The organism is Ferrovibrio sp. GW821-FHT12D07 (assembly GCF_058807275.1).
Map to the genome: position 1 here is coordinate 1,060,795 of NZ_JBXAQN010000001.1, position 18,875 is coordinate 1,079,669.

Sequence of the window (18,875 nt, forward strand, 5' to 3'; positions counted from 1 at the left end):
ACTGCCGCCATGGTCGACGAGTCGAAGAAGCCTGAGCCGAAAAAGCCCGAAAAGCCGGATTTTACGCGGCGTACCAATGCGCCCAAGGCGCTGGGGCTTTCGCTCGGCCGTCTGACGCGTCCGCTGATGAAGCAGCGCGGCGCGGCGCTGGGTGAGGTGATCCACAACTGGAAAGCCATCGCCGGGCCGCTGCTCAGCGTCGAAACCCAACCGGAAAAAATGATCTATGCCTCGGGCGCGGGCCATGCCGCCACGCTGGAGATCGGCGTCACGCCGGCTTTCGCCCTGGAACTGCAGCATTTGAGCCCGCTGATCATTGAAAAGATCAACGGTTACTTCGGCTATCGCGCGGTCGAACGGCTCAGGCTCAAGCAGATGCCGATCCGTCCGTCCGAGTCGCGGGAAAAGCCCGCGCGCACGACTCGGCCGTTGACGGCAGGCGAGCGCGCGCAGCTTGAGAAAATGCTGGCCGGAGTCGAGGACAAGGCGCTTCGCCAAGCCCTTGAGAACCTTGGACGATCACTTCTGGGTGCGAGTCGCTGAGCTGCCTTGAGGCAGCCAGATTCTTGTGGATAAAGGCAGAGTCCGGTTGCAGGCCGGATCGTGCAACATAGAATGCCCCCTACATGTAGGGGGTCGGAGTATCTCTATGAAATATATACAGCGTTTGATGCTGACCCTGTCATTTGTGATTGCGGGTTTCCTCGGTGCCACTGCCTATGCGCAGGGGACAGCACCAGGTGGTGATCCGCGTCTGCAGGACGTCGTGCTTGGCAAGGCCGATGCGCCGATCACCATCATCGAATACGCCTCGCTCACCTGCCCGCATTGCGCGCGGTTCCATACCGACGTGCTGCCGACGCTGAAGACCGAATACATCGACACCGGCAAGGTGAAGCTGATCTTCCGCGATTTCCCGCTGGACCAGGCCGCCTTTGGCGCTGCCGTGCTGGCGCGCTGTGGCGGGCCGGAGAAGTACTACACCTTCCTCAACGTGCTGTTCGCGCAGCAGCGCCAGTGGGCGGCTGCGCCCGATCCGAAGGCGGCGCTGGTGCAGATCGGTCGTCTCGGCGGCGTCTCGTCGGAGCAGTTCGACAAGTGCCTCGCTGAAAAGCCGCTGGGCGACTACATCCTGAATTCGCGCCTGGAAGGCAATCAGAAGTTCAACGTCACATCGACGCCGACTCTCATCATCAATGGCAAGGCCGAAGCCGGCGCGCCGTCGATGGAAGAGTTGCGCAAGAAGCTCGACGCCCTGAAGCCTTAAGAGGGCAGGGGGCGAAGTCATCTTCGCCAGTCGCTACAGTATCGAAAGGGAGTTCCCGTGCAGTTTACGAAGTTGCGCTTGTCCGGTTTCAAATCCTTCGTCGAACCGACGGATTTTGTAATCCATCCGGGTCTGACCGGCATTGTCGGTCCGAATGGCTGCGGCAAGTCCAATCTTGTGGAAGCCTTGCGCTGGGTGATGGGCGAGAACTCGGCCAAGCGCATGCGTGGCACGGGCATGGACGACATGATCTTTGCAGGCACGGCCACCCGGCCGGCCCGCAATATCGCAGAAGTCACGCTCACCCTCGATAACAAGACGCGCACCGCGCCCGCCGCCTTCAACGAGATGGAGACGGTGGAGATCACACGCAAGATCGAGCGCGAGAAGGGTTCGGACTACGAGATCAACGGCAACGACGTGCGCATGCGCGACGTGCAGCTGCTGTTCGCCGATCTGGCGTCCGGCGCCAATTCACCGGCCATGGTCAGCCAGGGCCGCGTCGGCGCCATCATCAACGCCAAGCCGACCGACCGCCGCATGCTGCTGGAAGAGGCGGCCGGCATTTCCGGCCTGCATTCGCGTCGTCATGAGGCCGAACTGCGCCTCAAGGCCGCCGAGCAGAATCTGGAGCGCGTGGTCGATGTGATCGGCCAGCTCGACAACCAGTTGCAGTCGCTGAAGCGTCAGGCCCGTCAGGCCAGCCGCTATCGCAATATCGCCGGCCAGATTCGCCGCACCGAGGCGATCCTGTTCCATCTCAAGCATGACGCGCTGCGCCATGCCCTGGCCGAGGCCGAACAGGCGCTGCAGGCGGCCGAGCGTGAAGTGGCCGACCGCACGCTGCAGGTGTCCGAAGCCCATGAGGCCGAGCGCATCGCCGCCGAGGCGCTGCCGCCGCTGCGCCAGCATGAGGCCGAGGCTGGTGCCAAGCTGCATCGTCTGGTCGTCGCCCGCGAAGGCCTGGAAGCCGAAGCGCAGCGCGCGCAGGAAGCTGCCGATCAGGTGCGCCAGCGCCTGGAGCAGATCAATGCCGATACCGCGCGTGAAACCGCGCTGTCGGAAGATGCGCAGGCCACCGTCGCGCGCCTGTCCGAGGAAGACTCCGAACTGCAGGTGCAGCGCGCCGGCGAAGCCGAGACCCAGGCTGCGTCTGAAGCCGCTGTCACCGAGGCCGAAGGCAAGGTGGGCGAGCGCCAGGGCGAGCTGGATCGCCTGAGCGATCGCGCCGCGCAGGAGCAGGCCAACCGCGCCCGCCTGCGTCAGGCCATCGAGGACGGCGAACGCCGCCTCGCGCGCCTCAAGGGCCGCCTGGAAGAACTGGGTCAGGAAGAAGCCCGCCTGCAGGCGCAGACGGAATCGCTGGCTGAAGCCGAGGCCGTCAATGCCGAGGTCGAGACCAAGCAGGCTGCCGTGGAGACCGCCCGCGCTGCGCTGGATACGGTCGAGGGCGAGCATGCGCAGAAGATCGATGCCGCGCGTCAGGCCTACGAAGCCGTAGAAGCCGAGCAGGCTCGACTGATCGAGGCGGCCCGTGCGGCTCTTGAAGCCGTCGAGGCCGAGCACAGCCAGAAGGTGGAGGCCGCGCGCAGTGTGCTGGCCCAGGCCGGTTCTGAGCATGAGCAGAAGATCGAACAGGCTCGCGCCGGGCTCACCGCCGTCGAAGGCGAGCATGCGCAGAAGATCGAAGCCGCCCGCAGCGGACTCAACGCTGTCGAGGCCGAGCATGCCGAGAAGATCGCCGCCGCCCGTCGCGGTCAGGAATCAGCCGAGGCCCAACGCAACAGTGTGGCGCAGGCCGAGCAGGCGTCGCGTGATGCCTGGCAGGGCGTGCAGGGCGAGCTCACCCGTCTGAAGGCGGAAGAGGCCGGTCTGGCCAAGCTGCTGAAGATCGATGAAGGCAATCTCTTCGCGCCGCTGATCGACCAGATTCAGGTCGCGCCGGGCTTCGAGAAGGCGCTGGGTGCGGCGCTGGCCGATGAACTGAATGCCGCCACCGATCCCAATGCGCCGATGCACTGGGATGCGCTGCCGCCGCTCACCGATGCGCCGGGGCTGCCCTTTGGTGCCGAGCCGTTGTCGCGTCATGTCACCGGGCCGGCGGCGCTGCAGCGTCGCCTCAGCCAGATCGGTCTCGTGTCCGACGATGCCGATGGTGCCCGCCTGCGGGCCGACCTGAAGCTGGGCCAGCGTCTGGTCACCCGCTCGGGCGCGTTGTGGCGTTGGGACGGTTTCACGGTCAAGGCCGGTGCGCCGACCTCGGCCTCGGTGAAGCTGGAGCAGCGCAATCGTCTCGCCGATCTGCGCGTGGAGCTGCGCGATCTCGAAGGCAAGCTGGCCGATGCCCAGCGCGCCTATGAAGAGGCCAAGCAGGCCACGGAGGCCGCCGCTGCCGCCGAACGCGCCGCCCGTCAGGCCATCGCCGCCACCGAAGAAGAGCGCAATCGCGCCCGCCAGCAGGCCGCTGCCGTGGTGCAGACCGCCGAGCAGGCGCGCGCCGAGGCCCGCGATCAGGCGTCGCAGGTCGTCCAGGCAGCTGAACGCGCCGCCGCCGAAGCGCGCGACCGTGCCAGCCAGGCCGTCGCCGTGGCCGAGCGCGAGCGTCAGGGCGCCCGCGACCAGGCCAACCAGGGCGTCGCCCAGGCCGAGCGTGAGCGCAACACCGCCCGCGAGCATGCGACGCAAGGCATCACGGCCGCCGAGCGCGAGCGCAACACCGCCCGCGAACTGGCCAACCAGGATATCGCCCGCGCCGACCGCGAACTGGGTCAGGCCCGCGATGCCCAGGCCGAAGGCGTGCGCAAGGAGGCCGAGCGTCAGGCCCAGCTCACCGCGCTGGCCGAACAGAAGCAGCAGACCGAAGCCGAGATCGCCGAGGCCGAGCAGGTGCGCAGCGCCGATGGCGCGGCGCTGGAAGCCCTGCCGCCGGAAGACGAGGTGCGCCAGCTCATCGCCACCGTGCGTGGCGAACTCGATGCCCTGCGCCAGGCGCTGGTCGATGCCCGCACCACGCTGGAACAGCTCCGCCGTGAGTCCGAAAGCCGTGGTCGCCGTCTGGACGCCATCGTCATCGAGATGCGCGCCGCCAATGCGCGCAACCAGAGCGCCAGCCACCAGATCGCCCAGCTCTCCGCCCGCCGCGAAGAGGCTGATACCGAACTGACCCGTCTGGAACTGATCCCGCTGGAACTGGGCGACCGTCAGGCCGCGCTGCAGCAGCAGATCGATCTGGCCGAGGTGGACCGCAAGGAAGCCGCCGATCATCTGGCCAATGCGGAAGCCGCGCAGCAGCTTGCCGCCCGCACGGCACGTGAGATCGAGCAGTTGCTCGGCACCGGCCGCGAGGCGCGCGTGAAGGCGGAAGCCGACATGGAGCATCAGCGCGTCAGTATGGACGAGCTGGCGATCCGTGTGCGCGAGGTGCTCGACTGCACGCTCGACCAGGTGCTGAAGGCCGGCGAAGTGGACGAAGGTGAAGACTTCCCCGAACTGTCGCGGGTGGAAAACCAGCTCGAGCGTCTGCGCAAGGAGCGCGACAATATGGGCCCGGTTAACCTGCGCGCCGAGCTCGAATCCAACGAGGTGGAAGAGAAGCTCACCGCGCTCAGCACCGAGCAGACCGATCTGGTCACCGCCATCGAGAAGCTGCGCCAGGGCATTACCACGCTGAACAAGGAAGGACGCGAGCGCCTGCTGGAGGCTTTCCAGAAGGTCGACAGCCATTTCCAGAAGCTGTTCGTCGAGGTCTTCGGCGGCGGCAAGGCGCACTTGCAGTTGGTGGAAAGTGATGACCCCCTGCAGGCCGGTCTTGAAATCTACGCATCCCCGCCGGGCAAGCGCCTGCAGGTGATGTCGCTGCTCTCGGGCGGTGAGCAGGCCCTGACTGCGCTGTCGCTATTGTTCGCCGTGTTCCTCACCAATCCCGCGCCGATCTGCGTGCTGGACGAAGTGGACGCCCCGCTCGACGACGCCAATGTCGAGCGGCTGTGCAACCTGATGGAAGCGATGGCGCGCCAGACCCAGAATATGGGCGAGGGCACACGCTTCGTGGTGGTCACTCACCATCCGATCACCATGGCGCGCATGGACCGCCTGTTCGGCGTCACCATGGCCGAACGCGGCGTCTCGACGCTGGTCTCGGTTGATCTCGCTGGCGTGGAAACACTGCAGGCGATTGCGTAAGCAACCAGGATATCCTGAAACGAAAACGGCGCCTTGAATGGCGCCGTTTTTCATGATGAATGAGCGATGCGGCCTTACAGGCTGCCCACCGGCATGAAGCCGTGCGCGCCATCGAGCAGCGCGCCGCGGAAGTCAGCATTGGTTACGCGGGTGCGCGACAGGTTCGTGCCGCGCAGGTCCGTGCAGATCAGCCGCGCACCGGTCAGGTCGCAGCCGGTCAGGTTGGCGAGGCTCAGGTCGGCGCCGCTCAGGTCGACATCGACCAGCGAGGCGTTGACCAGATAGGCGCCGCGCAGGCCGGCCCGGATGCCGCGGTTGCCGTCGGTGGCAATCCACAGTGCGTGCTGGGCGATGATTTCCTGCAGCACGTCATGCTCCATGCGCGGGGCGAGTTTGCCGCCGGCCGCCGCGATGGCCTCGGCCATGCCTTCGCCCAGATCGGCCAAGGCGAATTCCACGCCGCGCAGGTCGGCACCCCTGAAGCTGACATTCTCCAGTCGGGCAAACGAGAAGTCGGCGGTTTCGAGTTTGGCCTTGTCGAAATTGGCGCCGAGGATCTGCGCGCGGGCGAAGCTGGCGCCCTGGATCACCGCGCCGTTCAGCTTGGCATTCTGGTTGCCGCTCTCGCCCGAATAGTAGCCGAGATGGGCTTCGGCGAAGTTGGTGCCGGTCAGCACCGCGCGGCTCAGGTCGGCGCCGCGCAGGTTGGCGCGAGCGAAATCCGCCTTGGTCAGGTCGGCGGCCGAAAGATCGCAGCCGGTGAGATCGGCGCCGGAGAAGTCGCTTTCGCGCAGGTCGGCGCAGGAGAAGCCGCAGAACGGCAGATGCACCTGCTTCATGAACTTCTTCTGCAGCTTGATGGCGCCGAAATCGACGCGCTCCAGACGCAGCTGCTTGCCCACGCGCACGGCACCGGTCTGCGACTGCAGATAGCGGCCATGAGCAGCGATCATGTCGAGGAAATCGGCGGGCGCGCGGGAATAGGCGATCTGTGTCATGGGTCCGGGCAGGCGTAACGGTGGGCCGAGACTAGGGAGCGCCGCGAATCTTGTATACAGAAAAGGTAGGCCGACTCGGTCAGAGCAGGCCGGCGATCACGCGATCGGGAGGGGCGTGGCCATCAGCGAAGGTCTTGATGTTGATCAGCACCTTCTCGCCCATGTCGATGCGGCCTTCCAGGGTGGCCGAGCCCATATGCGGCAGCAGGATGACGTTATCCAGCTCCAGCAGCTTCGGATTGACCGCCGGCTCGTGTTCGAACACGTCGAGGCCGGCGCCGGCGACTTCGCCCTTGCGCAGTTTTCGCACCAGAGCGTTCTCGTCGATGATCTCGCCGCGCGCGGTGTTGACCACATAGGCATGCGGCGGCAGCAGGTCGAGCCGGCGCGAGGACAGCAGGTGGAAGGTGGCCGGCGTATGCGGGCAGTTCACCGAGATGATGTCCATGCGGGCGAGCATCTGGTCGAGGCTTTCCCAGTAGGTCGCCTCCAGTTCCTGCTCCACGCTTTCATGCACGCGCTTGCGGTTGTGGTAGTGGATCGACAGGCCGAAGGCTTTCGCGCGGCGGGCGACGGCCTGGCCGATGCGGCCCATGCCGATGATCCCGAGCCGCTTGCCCCAGATGCGCTGGCCCAGCATCCAGGTCGGCGACCAGCCTTCCCACTTGCCGTCGCGCACGGCGGCCGCGCCCGCCACCAGGCGGCGCGGCACGGCCAGGATCAGCGCCATGGTCATGTCGGCGGTGTCTTCGGTCAGCACCCCGGGCGTGTTGGTCACGGTGATGCCGCGTTGGCGGGCGGCGGCGAGGTCGATGTGATCGACGCCGGTGCCGAAATTGGCGATCAGGCGGAAGTTCGGACCGGCATGGGCGAGGATCGAGCCGTCGATGCGATCAGTGATGGTCGGCACCAGCACATCGGCGGTCTTCGCCGCGTCGATCAGCTCGGCCTGACTCATCGGCTTGTCCGCCACGTTCAGACGCGTGTCGAACAGCTCCATCATCCGGGTTTCGATCGGATCCGGCAGCTTGCGGGTCACGATGACCAGGGGGCGCTTTTTCGGCGTCGGCATATGGCGTTTCCACTCCGCTACGGGGGAGGTTTTCTCGAGCCCTCTCTAGCAGATCGACCCGGCCGAGACAAACCTCGACCGGGCCGAAAACAGCTACCCTAAGGGCAGGCCCCGATTAGACATTCGGTTGACCGCCGGTAATCCTCCGTTCGCGTACGAACGGCAGCCGGAGGCCGTGCCGCCTGCCTGACCTTCAAGCCCATTTAACGGGCATACAGGGGCATATACTGGCGAATGTTGCGTTCCAGTTCGCGGTTCACATCCATCATGGTTTCACGCACCAGGCCATGGATGATGCGGTCGCGGTCGTTCAGCGTGGCCTTTTCGCTCATCGAGGTGGAGCGGCGGGCCGAGGCTGTCGCCTCGCCGACGCGGAAGCCGCGGGCATCGCGCACCTCGACGGCCATCTCGACCTCGGTGTCGAAGCGGGCGATCTGGTCTTCGGTGAAGCTGCCGCGCAGGCCCGGGGTCTTCTTCAGGTCGGTTTCGGTGACGCTGGCCTTCCGGACCACCACGGTGACGCGGTTCTGCTGGCTGTTGTCCAGCGCGACGCGGTCCCGCGTCCAGCGGGTGGCCACGCTTGCCGGCGGCTGCGGAATCGCCAGTTCGATATGCGGCGGCTGCGCGGTCGGCTGGTATTCCAGCACGGTCTCGACGGTGCTGGCGGCAAAGGTGATCTTGGGCTGATCGGCGAAGGTGATTTCGGGGAGAATGGATTTCTCCAGCGGGCCGCTGCAGGCGGCGACGGCGAAGGTCAATCCGAGGACAGCAAAAAGACGGGCTGAAAAGACTTTGGCGCGAGCGGTGGCAATGGGGGAGCGCATATGAGTTTCTCCTTGGTTTTCCGCCCTCAAATAGGCGGCGAATTAGGGCAAATTCAAGGCCCGGCCAAGACATTCGGTCGCGGAAAATACCGTATCCGTTAATGGACTGCCTGTGGCGGGATCATGAACCGGACGGCGGGAGAAACGGCGCAGCTTGGGTTTCGTCAGCCGCGGTAAACCAGTCTTTCGGGAATTAACCCCGGACCGCCTCGGCGGGGAAGCTGTAATGCTCGCTGCAGAACTGGCAGGTGACGGTGATCTGGCCGTCTGGCTGCGTCATGTCGGAGACTTCCTCGGCCGAGAAAGTCGTCAGGATGCCGCGTACCTTGTCCTTGGAGCAGGTGCAGCGGTCGGCCAGCGGGGCTGCATCGAAGACACGCACGCCATCCTCGTGGAACAGCCGGAACAGCAGGTCATTCTGGCTCAGCACCGGATCGGTCAGTTCGTCGGACTTGGTGGTGCCGAGCAGCGCCGTGACTTTCTCCCAGGCGAAGCCGCGTTCCTCCATCGAGAGCCCACCCGGCTGCAGCGGCAGCTGTTGCAGCAGCACGCCGCCGGCGCGCCAGTAGCGGTTGCCGTTGATGCCCTTGCGATGCGCAGCGCTCAGCACCACGCGCGCATTGAGCTGGTCCGACTGCGCGAAATAGGCATGGGCCGCGTCGGCCAGGGATGATCCGGCAAGATCGACGATGCCCTGATAGCGTTCAAGGTCTTCGTTGTTCGGATCGATGGTGAAGGCGAGATAGCCCTTGCCCAGCAGCAGCGGCACCAGTGCCGATGTGCCGCCCGGCCCGAGCTCAAGACCTTCGAGCCGTTCGGCATCAAAGCTGGCATAGCCGCGCAGATGGCCCGGTGTGCGGAAGTCGGCCAGCAGCGTGGAGACCGGCCCGTCGCCCTTGGCCTGCAGCGAGAAGACGCCGTCAAATTTCAGCGCCGTGCCCATGGTGGCGACCAGCACCAGCGCTTCGGCCAGCAGATGTGCGACCGGTTCAGGGTAGGCATGGCGCGCGAGAAGATGATCGATGGCCGGCCCCAGCCGCACCAGACGTCCGCGTGTGTCGCACTGCTCGATCTGGAACGGCAGGGACAGGTCATCAAGAAGAGGAATGCTGCTCACGGCGCTAATATAATCCGGCGCTTGACCCAAGCCTAGGCGCCGAAGCACCAGGCCAGGATTGCCTTTTGCGCGTGCAGGCGGTTTTCCGCCTCGTCGAACACCACCGAGCGTGGCCCGTCGATCACCTCGGCGGTCACTTCCTCGCCGCGATGGGCGGGCAGGCAGTGCATGAAGATGGCGTTCTTGCCAGCCTTGGCCATGAGGGCGGCGTTGACCTGATAGGGCGCCAGCAGTGCATGGCGCTTGTCGGCATCCTTCTGGCCCATCGACACCCAAGTATCGGTGATGACGCAGTCGGCATCGGCCACGGCTTCGGCCGGATCGGTGGTGACGCGAATCTGGCCCTGCCGTTCGGCGGCCCAGTCCAGCACCTTCTGCGATGGCTTGAGTTCCGGCGGGCAGGCGAGATCGAGGCGGAAACCGAACAGCACGGCCGCATGGATCAGAGACGTCGCCATGTTGTTGCCGTCGCCGACCCAGGCGATCTTGCGGCCCTTGATCGGGCCGCGATGCTCTTCAAAGGTCATCACGTCGGCCATCACCTGGCAGGGATGGCTGTCGTCGGTCAGGCCGTTGATCACCGGCACCGATGCATTGGCGGCCAGTTCAGCCAGATTCTGCGCCTTGTTGGTGCGCATCATGATGGCGTCGACATTGCCCGACAGGATCTTCGCCGTATCGGCGATGCTTTCGCCGCGGCCAATCTGCAGTTCGTCGGCGCGCACCACGATGGTCTCGCCGCCGATCTGGCGCATGGCGCTGTCAAAGCTCAACCGCGTGCGGGTCGAGGGCTTCTCGAAGATCATCGCCAAAATCCGGTCGCGGCCTGGCCGCGTCGGCTCGACGGTGCCCTTGGGCAGCCCGCGACGGCCGGCCTTCATCTGCGCCGCGTGGCTCAGGATGCCGCGCAGCGTCTCGGCCGGCAGGCGGTCGAGATCGAGGAAGTGACGGATGCCGTTCTGGCTGCCATTCATCATTCGGCGGCCGCCTTGCTCTTGTCCTGCAGCTTCTGGCAGGCGGCTTCCAGCCGGCGGATGCCTTCGGCGATATCCTTTTCCGGCACAGTCAGCGGCGGAATCAGGCGCAGGGTGTTATCGCCGGCCAGCACGCCCAGCACATGCTCGTCGCGCAGCGTCGCCTGGAACTCGGCGTTCGGCACCTTGGTCTTGATGGCCATCAGGAAACCCTGGCCGCGCACATCCTCGACCACATCGGGATAGCGATCCTTCAGCATGACGAGCTGCTGCATGAAATAGCTCGACCGCTTCTGCACGCCGTCGAAGAAGCCGTCTTCCAGCATCACGTCCAGCACGGCATTGCCGGCCGTCATCGCCATGATGTTGCCGCCGAAGGTGGTGCCATGGGTGCCGGGCGTCATGCCCTTGGCCGCCTCGGCGGTTGCCAGCACGGCGCCAACCGGGAAACCACCGCCCAGGCCCTTGGCCAGCGAGATGATGTCTGGCGTGATGCCCGACCATTCATAGGCGAACAGCTTGCCCGTGCGGCCCATGCCGGTCTGCACTTCGTCCAGGATCAGCAGCAGGTCATGCTCGTCGCAGAGCTGGCGCAGGCCACGCAGCATCTCGGTCGGAACCGAACGGATGCCGCTCTCGCCCTGGATCGGTTCGATCATGATCGCCGCTGTCTCCGGCGTGATCGCATCCTTGGCCGCCTTCAGGCTGAACGCGACCTGGTCAAAGCCTTCGACCTTGGGGCCGAAGCCTTCGAGATACTTGGCGTTGTTGGTCGCCGCCAGCATGCCCAGCGTGCGGCCGTGGAAGGCGCCTTCGAAGGTGATGATCCGGTATTTCTCCGGCTTGCCGCTCACGGCGAAATACTTGCGCGCGCACTTCACCGCGCCCTCGTTCGCCTCGGCGCCCGAGTTGCAGAAGAAGGCCTTGTCCGCGAAAGAGTTCGCCACCAGCCGCTCGGCCAGCTTCTCCTGCTCCGGAATCCGGAACAGGTTCGAGGTGTGCCACAGCTTGGCCGCCTGCTCCTGGATCGCCTTCACCAGATGGGGATGGCTGTGACCCAGGGCGGTCACCGCGATGCCGGAGCCGAAGTCCAGATAACGTCGACCGTCGGCGGTGTAGAGGTAGGAACCCTCGCCCCGCTCGAACGCAAGGTCAGTCCTTGCGTAAGTCGACATCAATGCTTCGGTCACGACACGCTCCTCTGAAATGGGTTCCGGATCATTCCGGACCCCAGAAAATAAGACGCCAGCCCCGGGTTTTACACGGCCGGGCTGGCGGTAAGGCCAGACTCTACGGGCGCTTAAGGGCTTATGTCAATTCGGCGAATGCATCCTGACATTGGCAGATTACTCATCTCTTACCGTAGCGTCCGAGGCTGGCAGGGCTTTTCGGCCCGGTGTTAATCTCTGGCCCCATAAGGGAAAAACCGGAGGCCTGTCATGACGACCCTCAGTTTCGAGACCACGCGGCGGGTCTATTGCGAGCCGGGCGCCAGCGCGAAGCTGGGCGCCCTGATGGCCGAACTGGGGTCCAGCCGGGTGGTGCTGGTCACCGATCCGGGCGTCATGAAACTGGGCCTGCCCGAGGCCGCCCTGGCCAGCCTGAAGGCCGCCAATATCGCCGTCACCATCTATGACAAGACCGAGGCCGATCCGCCGGAAAAGCTGGTGCATGAGGCTGTGCAGGTCGCGAAAGACTTCAAGGCCGACGGCGTGGTCGGCTTCGGTGGCGGCTCGTCGATGGATATCGCCAAGCTGGTGGCCTTCCTGCCGGTGGCGACGCAGCCGCTGTCCGAGATTTACGGCGTCGGCAATGCGCGCGGCAAACGCCTGCCGTTGATCCAGGTGCCGACCACGGCCGGCACCGGCTCGGAAGTCACCGGCATCGCCATCATCACGACCGGTGAATCCGAGAAGAAGGGCGTGGTCTCGCCGCTGCTGTTGCCCGACATCGCTCTGCTCGACGCCGATCTCACGCTGGGCCTGCCGCGGGGCGTGACGGCGGCGACCGGCGTGGACGCCATGGTGCATGCCATCGAGGCCTATACGTCGAAGAACAAGAAGAACGCGATGTCGGACGCGCTGGGTCGTGAGGCTCTGCGTCTCCTTTCAAAGAATATCCGCACGGTGTGTACGCCCGAAGGCATGAAGGATCGTGCGGCGCGGTCCGAGATGCTGCTGGGTGCGATGCTGGCCGGCATGTCATTCGCGAATGCGCCGGTGGCGGCCGTGCATGCGCTGGCCTATCCGGTGGGCGGCCATTTCCATGTGCCGCATGGCCTCTCCAACGCCTTGATGCTGCCGCATGTGCTGCGCTTCAACCTCGAAGTGCCGGCCGCTGCCGCGCAGTATGCCGAACTGGCCCCGATCCTGCTGCCGGGCAAGAGTTTCAATTCCGCATCCGCCGGCGCCGGTGCATTGCTGGCCGAGCTGGAGGCGATCATCGATGATGTGGAGCTGGAAAAGCAGCTCCGTCAGGTCGGCATCAGCCACAACCATCTGCCGATGCTGGCCAAGGACGCGATGAACCAGCAGCGCCTCTTGATCAACAATCCGCGCGAGGTCGCCTATGACGACGCGCTGAAGATTTATGAGCAGGCCCTATGAGTGGTGAGCTGTAAGCGATGAACGACGTCAAAGATCCGCGCACCGAGACGCGCGCCGATTACAAACACAGCCTGCTGATCCCGACGCGGCTGTCGGATATCGACGTCTACCAGCATGTCAACAACGTGCAGTATTACGCCTATTTTGACACGCTGGTGAATGACTACATGATCCGCTTCGGCGGGCTCGACATGGTCAGCGACCCCATCATCGGCCTGCTGGTGGAAAGCGGCTGCCGCTTCCACAAGTCGCTGAATTATCCTGAGACGGTGGAAGGCTGCCTGCGCACGGTGAAGCTGGGAAATTCCTCGGCAAAACACGAAATCGCGCTGTTCCGTGAGGGCGACCCGCATCCCGCGGCAACCGGGCATTTCGTGCATGTGTTTGTCGAACGCGGCGTGCAGAAGCCGGTGCCGATTCCGGCGAAAATCCGCGCGGCGCTGGAGAAGATTCTGGTCTAGCTTCACTCGTCACCCTCGGACCCAAGAAGATCATCTTGGCCGAGGGTCCATCTGTGCGTTCCGATGCGCGGGTGGTTGTGATGGATTCTTGGGACAAGCCCGAGGATGACGGGAGAGGTGTATCGTCTGCATGGCGTGCTTCACGGGCACGTGAAGCCTGATGGCGCGGAGTCGCCTCTTTCTCGGGCGGCGGCGCTGCTCTAGCGTTGCCTGCATATCGCGCAACGCCGGAGGCCATCGTGACCAGAGAGATCATTCGAACCGCTGCCGCGCCGTCGCCGCCGCCCAGCTACAGCCAGGCCGTGCGCGCCGCAGGCCTGGTCTTCGTCTCGGGCATCGCGCCGCAGGATCCGGCGACTGGAAAAATCGTCGGCGACACGATCCAGGACCAGACACGGCAGTGCCTGCAGAATATCTCCGCCATCCTCAAGGCGGCCGGCACATCGCTGGATCGCGTCGTCAGCGCCACGGTGATCATTCTGGAGGAAGCGGATTTCGCCGGCATGAATGAGGAATGGGTCAAATGGTTTCCGGCCAACCCGCCGGCGCGGCAGGGTGCGAAAATGCCGGTGCGCATTCCCGGCATGAAGGTGTCGATCGCGGTGATTGCCGAGGCGTGAAGCAGCAGCGCAGCTTGGCTGTAAGCCTGCGTCAAAGGTTACCGCACATTTAGCAGCGCGCTTCTCCGTCTTTGTGCATAGTGCGTGTGAGGCAGACATGGCGCGCCCCCGTAGGACGGACGGCACGCCGCTGAGTTGGATGGGAAGCATGTTCGATACGAAATTTCCGGCGATGCCGGGTGCAAAGGCCGTGATCGTGCTCGGCCTGCTGGCCTCTGTGATCGCCGGGGTGGCGATTGCCGAGGGCGACCGGGTGACGGCCGGCTGGGCCGGGGCGGCCCTGTTCATGGTCGGCCTGTGGCTGGTCTGGCCCCAGCCGGTGCAGCAGCGGCGTTAATCGCCGACGCTCGCGGAAATTGACTTTAATCCTATATACTGTACAATATATGTTCTTTTGCTGCTGCCGAGCTTCTCGGCAGATCACATACTAATGTATTCAGTCGGCTAGCTGTGACGCCGGTTAAGCGCGAATAAGAAGAAATAAGGGTCCAATAAGGACGAATAAGCCCCGAATAAGGACGAATAAGGGGGCAATAAGATCGAATAAGGGGTGAATAAGCCCGGATAAGGATCAGGGCAGCAGGCGGTAGCCGCGTTTCAGCAGCCGGTAGCACAGGCCCCAGAGCAGCAGGGCCACCACGCCCAGCACTGCGCCGCCCAGCAGCACGTCGCCGTCGGTATGGCCGGTGAAGCCATAGCGGAAGCCGTCGATCATGAAGAAGAACGGGTTGGCATGGGCTGCCGCATACCAGAAGGGCGGCAGCTGCTGCACCGAGTAGAAGGTGCCCGAGAGGAAGGCGAGCGGCGTGACGACGAAGTTGGTCACGGCGGCCATATGATCGAATTTCTGGCTCCACAGGCCGGCGATGATGCCGGTCAGGCTCAGGATCAGCGAGCCGGCGAAGGCGAAGTAGATGGTCGCGAACCAGTCGTGGACATGGATGGCCGAGAAGGGTGCGATCGACAGGGCGACCGCGCAGGCCACGGCCAGGCCGCGCGTGACGCCGGCGCCGGCATAGGCCAGCAGCAGTTCGCCCGGGCTGATCGGCGGCATCAGCACGTCGATGATATTGCCCTGCACCTTCGAGATCATGATCGAGGAGGAGGTATTGGCAAACGCGTTCTGCGTGGTGGCCATCATGATCAGGCCGGGCGCCAGGAATTCGATGAAGGGCATGCCGGCGACCTGCCGCACCGCGCCGCCCAGCGCCAGCGCGAAGACGGCGAAGAACAGCAGTGTGGTCACCACCGGCGCCAGCACCGTCTGGGTGATCACCTTCAGGAAGCGTTGCACTTCCTTGACGTAGAGCGTCCACAGGCCAAGCCAGTTCACGGGGCCGTAGCGGCGAGGGGTATAGGCGATGGCGGGACGGTCGGACATGCTGCTTTTTGAAGAGTTATGGGGCCGGGGAGCCTCGGGGGAACCTGTTCCCCGGGCTACATAGCGCGTAATCTGCCCCAATGCAAAACGCGACCGCCGATTCCGCCCTGCCGGACTGGTTGCCGGCCCTGCTGGCTGGCGAGCGCGCGGCTCTGGCCCGCGCCATCACGGCGGTCGAGAATGAGACCGACGAGGCCAGGCTGGTGCTGCAGGCCATCCGCGGCCGGCTCGGCCATGCGCTGGTCGTCGGCTTCACCGGCGCGCCGGGCGCGGGCAAATCCACCCTCGTCTCGGCCTATGTGGGCGAGCTGCGCCAGCGCGGCCTCAATGTCGGTGTCGTCGCCGTCGATCCGTCTTCGCCGCTCACCGGCGGCGCCATCCTGGGCGACCGCATCCGCATGAGCCAGCATGCCGCCGATCCGGGCGTCTTCATCCGCAGCCTCGCCAGTCGCGGCCATCTCGGCGGACTGTCGCGCACCGCCGCCCGGGTGATCGATGTCTTTGATGCTTCGGGCCGCGATGTCGTCGTCGTGGAAACCGTCGGCACCGGCCAGTCGGAAGTCGAGATCGCCGAGATCGCCGATGTGCGCGTCGTGGTGAATGCGCCGGGCCTGGGCGACGACATCCAGGCGATCAAGGCCGGTATCCTCGAAATCGCCGATGTGCTGGTGGTCAACAAGTCCGATCTTCCTTTTGCCGAACGCTCGGCGCGCCAGCTCGCCGCCATGAGCGCGCAGCGCGGCCATGGTCCGGTGCCGGTGCTGCAGACCAGCGCCACGGCCGGACAGGGCGTGGCCGAACTGGCCGATGCGATCCAGGCCATCGGCAAGCGCAAGCGTCCCGATCCGCGGGCGCGCACGCGGCGTCTGCTGCACAATCTGGTGCTGGATCGTCTGCGTCGGGGCCTGAGCGAACTGCCCACTGAAGATGTCGACCGCCTGTCTGATGCCGTGCTGGCCGGCAAGATGGACATCGACACCGCCATGCATGAAATGATTTCCATCCTCGCCTCCCGTCTCACCAGGTAAGCAAGACCGTCTCATGTCCGAAGCCAAGATCTGTTCGAGTATCCTCGATCTTCCCGGTTCCCGTATTCGCGTCGTCACCCGCGCTTCGGCCGATATCCCGGATGTCATCAAGCTGTGGTTCGGCGAGGGCGATGAGCCGACGCCGGCCTTCGTGCGCAAGGGTGCGGCTGCGGCGCTGGAGCGCGGCGAGACCTTCTACGCCGCCAATCGCGGCATCGCGCCGCTGCTGGATGCGATCGGCAGCTATCTCAGCCGCGCCTATGGCGTGGAGGTCGGTCACGATCGCATGGTGGTGACGGCATCGGGCATGAACGCCATCATGATCACCATCCAGTGCTTGATCGAACCCGGCGACAGCGCCGTGGTGATCGGCCCGATCTGGCCCAACGGCCGCGAGGCGATCAAGGCGATGGGCGGCGCGGTGCGCGACGTGTTTCTGCAGGCACAGGAAGACGGCCGCTGGAAACTCGACCTGCAGCAGCTGTTCGACAGCTGCGACGAGACGATCAAGCTGATCATGATCAACAGCCCGGGCAATCCCACCGGCTGGGTTGCCTCGGAAGACGAACTGAAGGCCATCCTGGATTTCTGCCGCGAGCGCGGCATCTGGATTCTGTCCGACGAGGTCTATGGCCGGATTATCTACGGGCCGGCCAAACATGCGCCGAGCTATTACACGCTGGCGCAGCCGGAAGATCCGGTGGTGATCGTCAATTCGTTTTCCAAGAGCTGGTCGATGACCGGCTGGCGACTGGGCTGGATCGTGGCACCGCCGCGCCTGTGCGCAGCCGTGGAAAAGATGACCGAGTTCAACATCTCGCATCCCACCACCTTTGTGCAGTGGGGCGGCGTCGCCGCGATGAACGATGGCGATGACTACGTACAGGGCCTCGTTGAACGATATAGTCGCGCTGCCGACATGGTCTATCAGGCGCTGGCGCCGCTGCCGCGTGTGAAACTGGCCAAGCCAGAAGGTGCCTTCTATGCCTTCTTCGCGCTCGATGGCGTGACCGACAGCGTACAGTTCTGCATGGACCTGGCGCGTAAATCTGGCGTCGGCCTCGCGCCGGGTGCGGCTTTCGGCCCGGCCGGCGAAGGGCGCATCCGCCTGTGCTATGCGGCCTCGCTGCCCAAGCTGTCGGAAGCGCTGGAACGACTGGTGCCGCAGCTGAAATAAAAAAAGCCGGAGGATGAATGCGGACGATCTACGAAAGCGACGATCACGCCGCCCTGCGTGACCAGATCGCCCGTTTCATCGACAACGAGGTCCGGCCCCATGGCAATGCCTGGGAAGAGGCCGGCATGGTGCCGCGCGAAACCCTGCGCAAGATGGGTGCGCTTGGCTTTTTCGGCATCCGCTATCCGGAAGCCTATGGCGGCAGCGAGCAGTCGCCGGTGGCCGCCGCGATCCTGGCCGAGGAATGCGGGCTGTCAGGATTCGGTGGGTTCTCCGCCACCGTATTGGTGCATACCGACATGGCCTCGCCGCATCTGGCCCATGCGGGCAATAAGCAGCAGCTCGACCGCTGGTTTTCCAAAGTCATCGCCGGTGAACTGATCACCGCCGTGGCCGTCACCGAACCCGATGCCGGCTCGGATGTCGCCGCGATCCGCACCCGGGCGAAGCGCGACGGCGACCATTACGTGCTGACCGGCAGCAAGATGTTCATCACCAATGGCGTGCATGCCGATCTGTATTTCGTCGCGGCCAAGACCGACCCGGACGCGAAAGGCTCGCGCGCCATCTCGATCTTCGCCGTTGAGAAAGGCACGCCGGGCTTCAGCGTCGGGCGTTCGCTGAAAAAGCATGGCTGGCTCTGCTCGGATACGGCCGAGCTGGTTTTTGATGGCTGCCGTGTGCCGGTTGAAAATCGTCTGGGCGAGGAGAACCGTGGCTTCTACGCCATCATGCGCAACTTCCAGAACGAGCGGCTGGTGCTGGGCGCCATGGCGGTGGGCGAATGCCGCCGCGCGTTGCAGATCACGCGCGAGTATGTGACGACGCGCAAGGCCTTCGGCGGCGTACTGGCCGACAAACAGGTGATCCGCCAGCGGCTGTCCATGCTGGAGGCCCGCACGGAAGCGGCGCGGCAGCTGGTCTATCACGCGGCCTGGTTGGTGGGCGAGGGCAAGGATGCCGTGCGCGAGGTTTCGATGGTCAAGGCGCTGTGCGGCGAACTGGTCAATGCCGTGACCTATGACTGCCTGCAATTCCATGGCGGCGCCGGCTACCTGCGGGACAGCGAGATCGAGCGCATGGCGCGCGATGCCCGTATCCATCCGATCGGCGGTGGTGCCACCGAGGTGATGCTGGAAGAGATCGCCAAACGCTGGCCGGCTTGACG

17 protein-coding genes are annotated in these 18,875 nt (G+C 64.8%); 10 read left to right on the forward strand and 7 right to left on the reverse strand.

From position 1 onward, the window contains the following. Window positions 1–9: 9 nt before the first annotated feature. From AC1RRE_RS05370 to AC1RRE_RS05380, 3 genes are all read left to right on the forward strand, one after another. Window positions 10–543, forward strand: coding sequence for a DUF721 domain-containing protein (locus AC1RRE_RS05370; RefSeq protein WP_492980070.1), 534 nt, complete (start codon window positions 10–12; stop codon window positions 541–543). A gap of 106 nt (window positions 544–649) precedes the next feature. Next, window positions 650–1,267, forward strand: a complete 618-nt coding sequence (locus tag AC1RRE_RS05375) for a DsbA family protein (RefSeq protein WP_492980071.1) — start codon at window positions 650–652, stop codon at window positions 1,265–1,267. Between the two features lie 57 nt (window positions 1,268–1,324). After that, window positions 1,325–5,449, forward strand: a complete 4,125-nt coding sequence (locus AC1RRE_RS05380) for an AAA family ATPase (protein WP_492980072.1) — start codon at window positions 1,325–1,327, stop codon at window positions 5,447–5,449. Between the two features lie 74 nt (window positions 5,450–5,523). Here the strand turns inward: AC1RRE_RS05380 and AC1RRE_RS05385 are convergent, their stop codons facing one another. The 6 genes from AC1RRE_RS05385 to AC1RRE_RS05410 all read right to left on the reverse strand — a co-directional run bounded on the left by AC1RRE_RS05385 (window position 5,524) and on the right by AC1RRE_RS05410 (window position 11,624). After that, entirely contained in the window at window positions 5,524–6,447 is a 924-nt protein-coding gene (locus tag AC1RRE_RS05385) for a pentapeptide repeat-containing protein (protein ID WP_492980073.1), read from the reverse strand. A gap of 79 nt (window positions 6,448–6,526) precedes the next feature. After that, window positions 6,527–7,519 carry a 2-hydroxyacid dehydrogenase gene (locus AC1RRE_RS05390; protein ID WP_492980074.1) on the reverse strand — a complete coding sequence of 331 codons (993 nt, stop codon included), beginning with the start codon at window positions 7,517–7,519 and terminating at the stop codon, window positions 6,527–6,529. Window positions 7,520–7,722: 203 nt separating this feature from the next. After that, window positions 7,723–8,343 (reverse strand): hypothetical protein, encoded by a 621-nt coding sequence (locus tag AC1RRE_RS05395; RefSeq protein ID WP_492980075.1) that lies wholly within the window; start codon window positions 8,341–8,343, stop codon window positions 7,723–7,725. Window positions 8,344–8,536: 193 nt separating this feature from the next. Then, window positions 8,537–9,460, reverse strand: a complete 924-nt coding sequence (locus AC1RRE_RS05400) for an Hsp33 family molecular chaperone (protein ID WP_492980076.1) — start codon at window positions 9,458–9,460, stop codon at window positions 8,537–8,539. Window positions 9,461–9,492: 32 nt separating this feature from the next. Beyond that, a complete protein-coding gene (argF, locus tag AC1RRE_RS05405; RefSeq protein ID WP_492980077.1) occupies window positions 9,493–10,437 on the reverse strand; it encodes an ornithine carbamoyltransferase in 945 nt (314 codons plus the stop codon). Beyond that, on the reverse strand, window positions 10,434–11,624 hold the full coding sequence (locus tag AC1RRE_RS05410; protein WP_492980078.1) for an aspartate aminotransferase family protein: 1,191 nt from the start codon (window positions 11,622–11,624) through the stop codon (window positions 10,434–10,436). Before AC1RRE_RS05410 ends, argF begins: the two co-directional genes overlap by 4 nt. 249 nt (window positions 11,625–11,873) lie before the next feature. Between AC1RRE_RS05410 and AC1RRE_RS05415 the strand changes: the two genes are divergently transcribed. From AC1RRE_RS05415 to AC1RRE_RS05430, 4 genes are all read left to right on the forward strand, one after another. Further along, window positions 11,874–13,040, forward strand: a complete 1,167-nt coding sequence (locus AC1RRE_RS05415; protein ID WP_492980079.1) for an iron-containing alcohol dehydrogenase — start codon at window positions 11,874–11,876, stop codon at window positions 13,038–13,040. Window positions 13,041–13,057: 17 nt separating this feature from the next. Then, on the forward strand, window positions 13,058–13,501 hold the full coding sequence (locus tag AC1RRE_RS05420; protein WP_492980080.1) for an acyl-CoA thioesterase: 444 nt from the start codon (window positions 13,058–13,060) through the stop codon (window positions 13,499–13,501). A gap of 239 nt (window positions 13,502–13,740) precedes the next feature. Then, entirely contained in the window at window positions 13,741–14,121 is a 381-nt protein-coding gene (locus AC1RRE_RS05425; RefSeq protein WP_492980081.1) for a RidA family protein, read from the forward strand. A gap of 148 nt (window positions 14,122–14,269) precedes the next feature. After that, window positions 14,270–14,458 (forward strand): hypothetical protein, encoded by a 189-nt coding sequence (locus AC1RRE_RS05430; RefSeq protein ID WP_492980082.1) that lies wholly within the window; start codon window positions 14,270–14,272, stop codon window positions 14,456–14,458. Between the two features lie 234 nt (window positions 14,459–14,692). On the opposite strand, the gene AC1RRE_RS05435 is transcribed toward AC1RRE_RS05430, so the two are convergent. Then, entirely contained in the window at window positions 14,693–15,502 is an 810-nt protein-coding gene (locus tag AC1RRE_RS05435; RefSeq protein WP_492980083.1) for an ABC transporter permease, read from the reverse strand. 80 nt (window positions 15,503–15,582) lie between these two features. On the opposite strand from AC1RRE_RS05435, the gene meaB reads away from it, so the two are divergent. Genes meaB through AC1RRE_RS05450 form a run of 3 tightly spaced genes read left to right on the forward strand, consistent with a single transcriptional unit; the run spans window position 15,583 to window position 18,873 of the window. Continuing rightward, a complete protein-coding gene (gene meaB / locus AC1RRE_RS05440; protein WP_492980084.1) occupies window positions 15,583–16,530 on the forward strand; it encodes a methylmalonyl Co-A mutase-associated GTPase MeaB in 948 nt (315 codons plus the stop codon). Between the two features lie 13 nt (window positions 16,531–16,543). Then, window positions 16,544–17,707: a pyridoxal phosphate-dependent aminotransferase gene (locus AC1RRE_RS05445; protein WP_492980085.1), complete on the forward strand. Its 1,164-nt coding sequence runs from the start codon at window positions 16,544–16,546 to the stop codon at window positions 17,705–17,707. Window positions 17,708–17,724: 17 nt separating this feature from the next. Further along, a complete protein-coding gene (locus AC1RRE_RS05450; protein ID WP_492980086.1) occupies window positions 17,725–18,873 on the forward strand; it encodes an acyl-CoA dehydrogenase family protein in 1,149 nt (382 codons plus the stop codon). The last annotated feature ends 2 nt before the right edge of the window (window positions 18,874–18,875 follow it).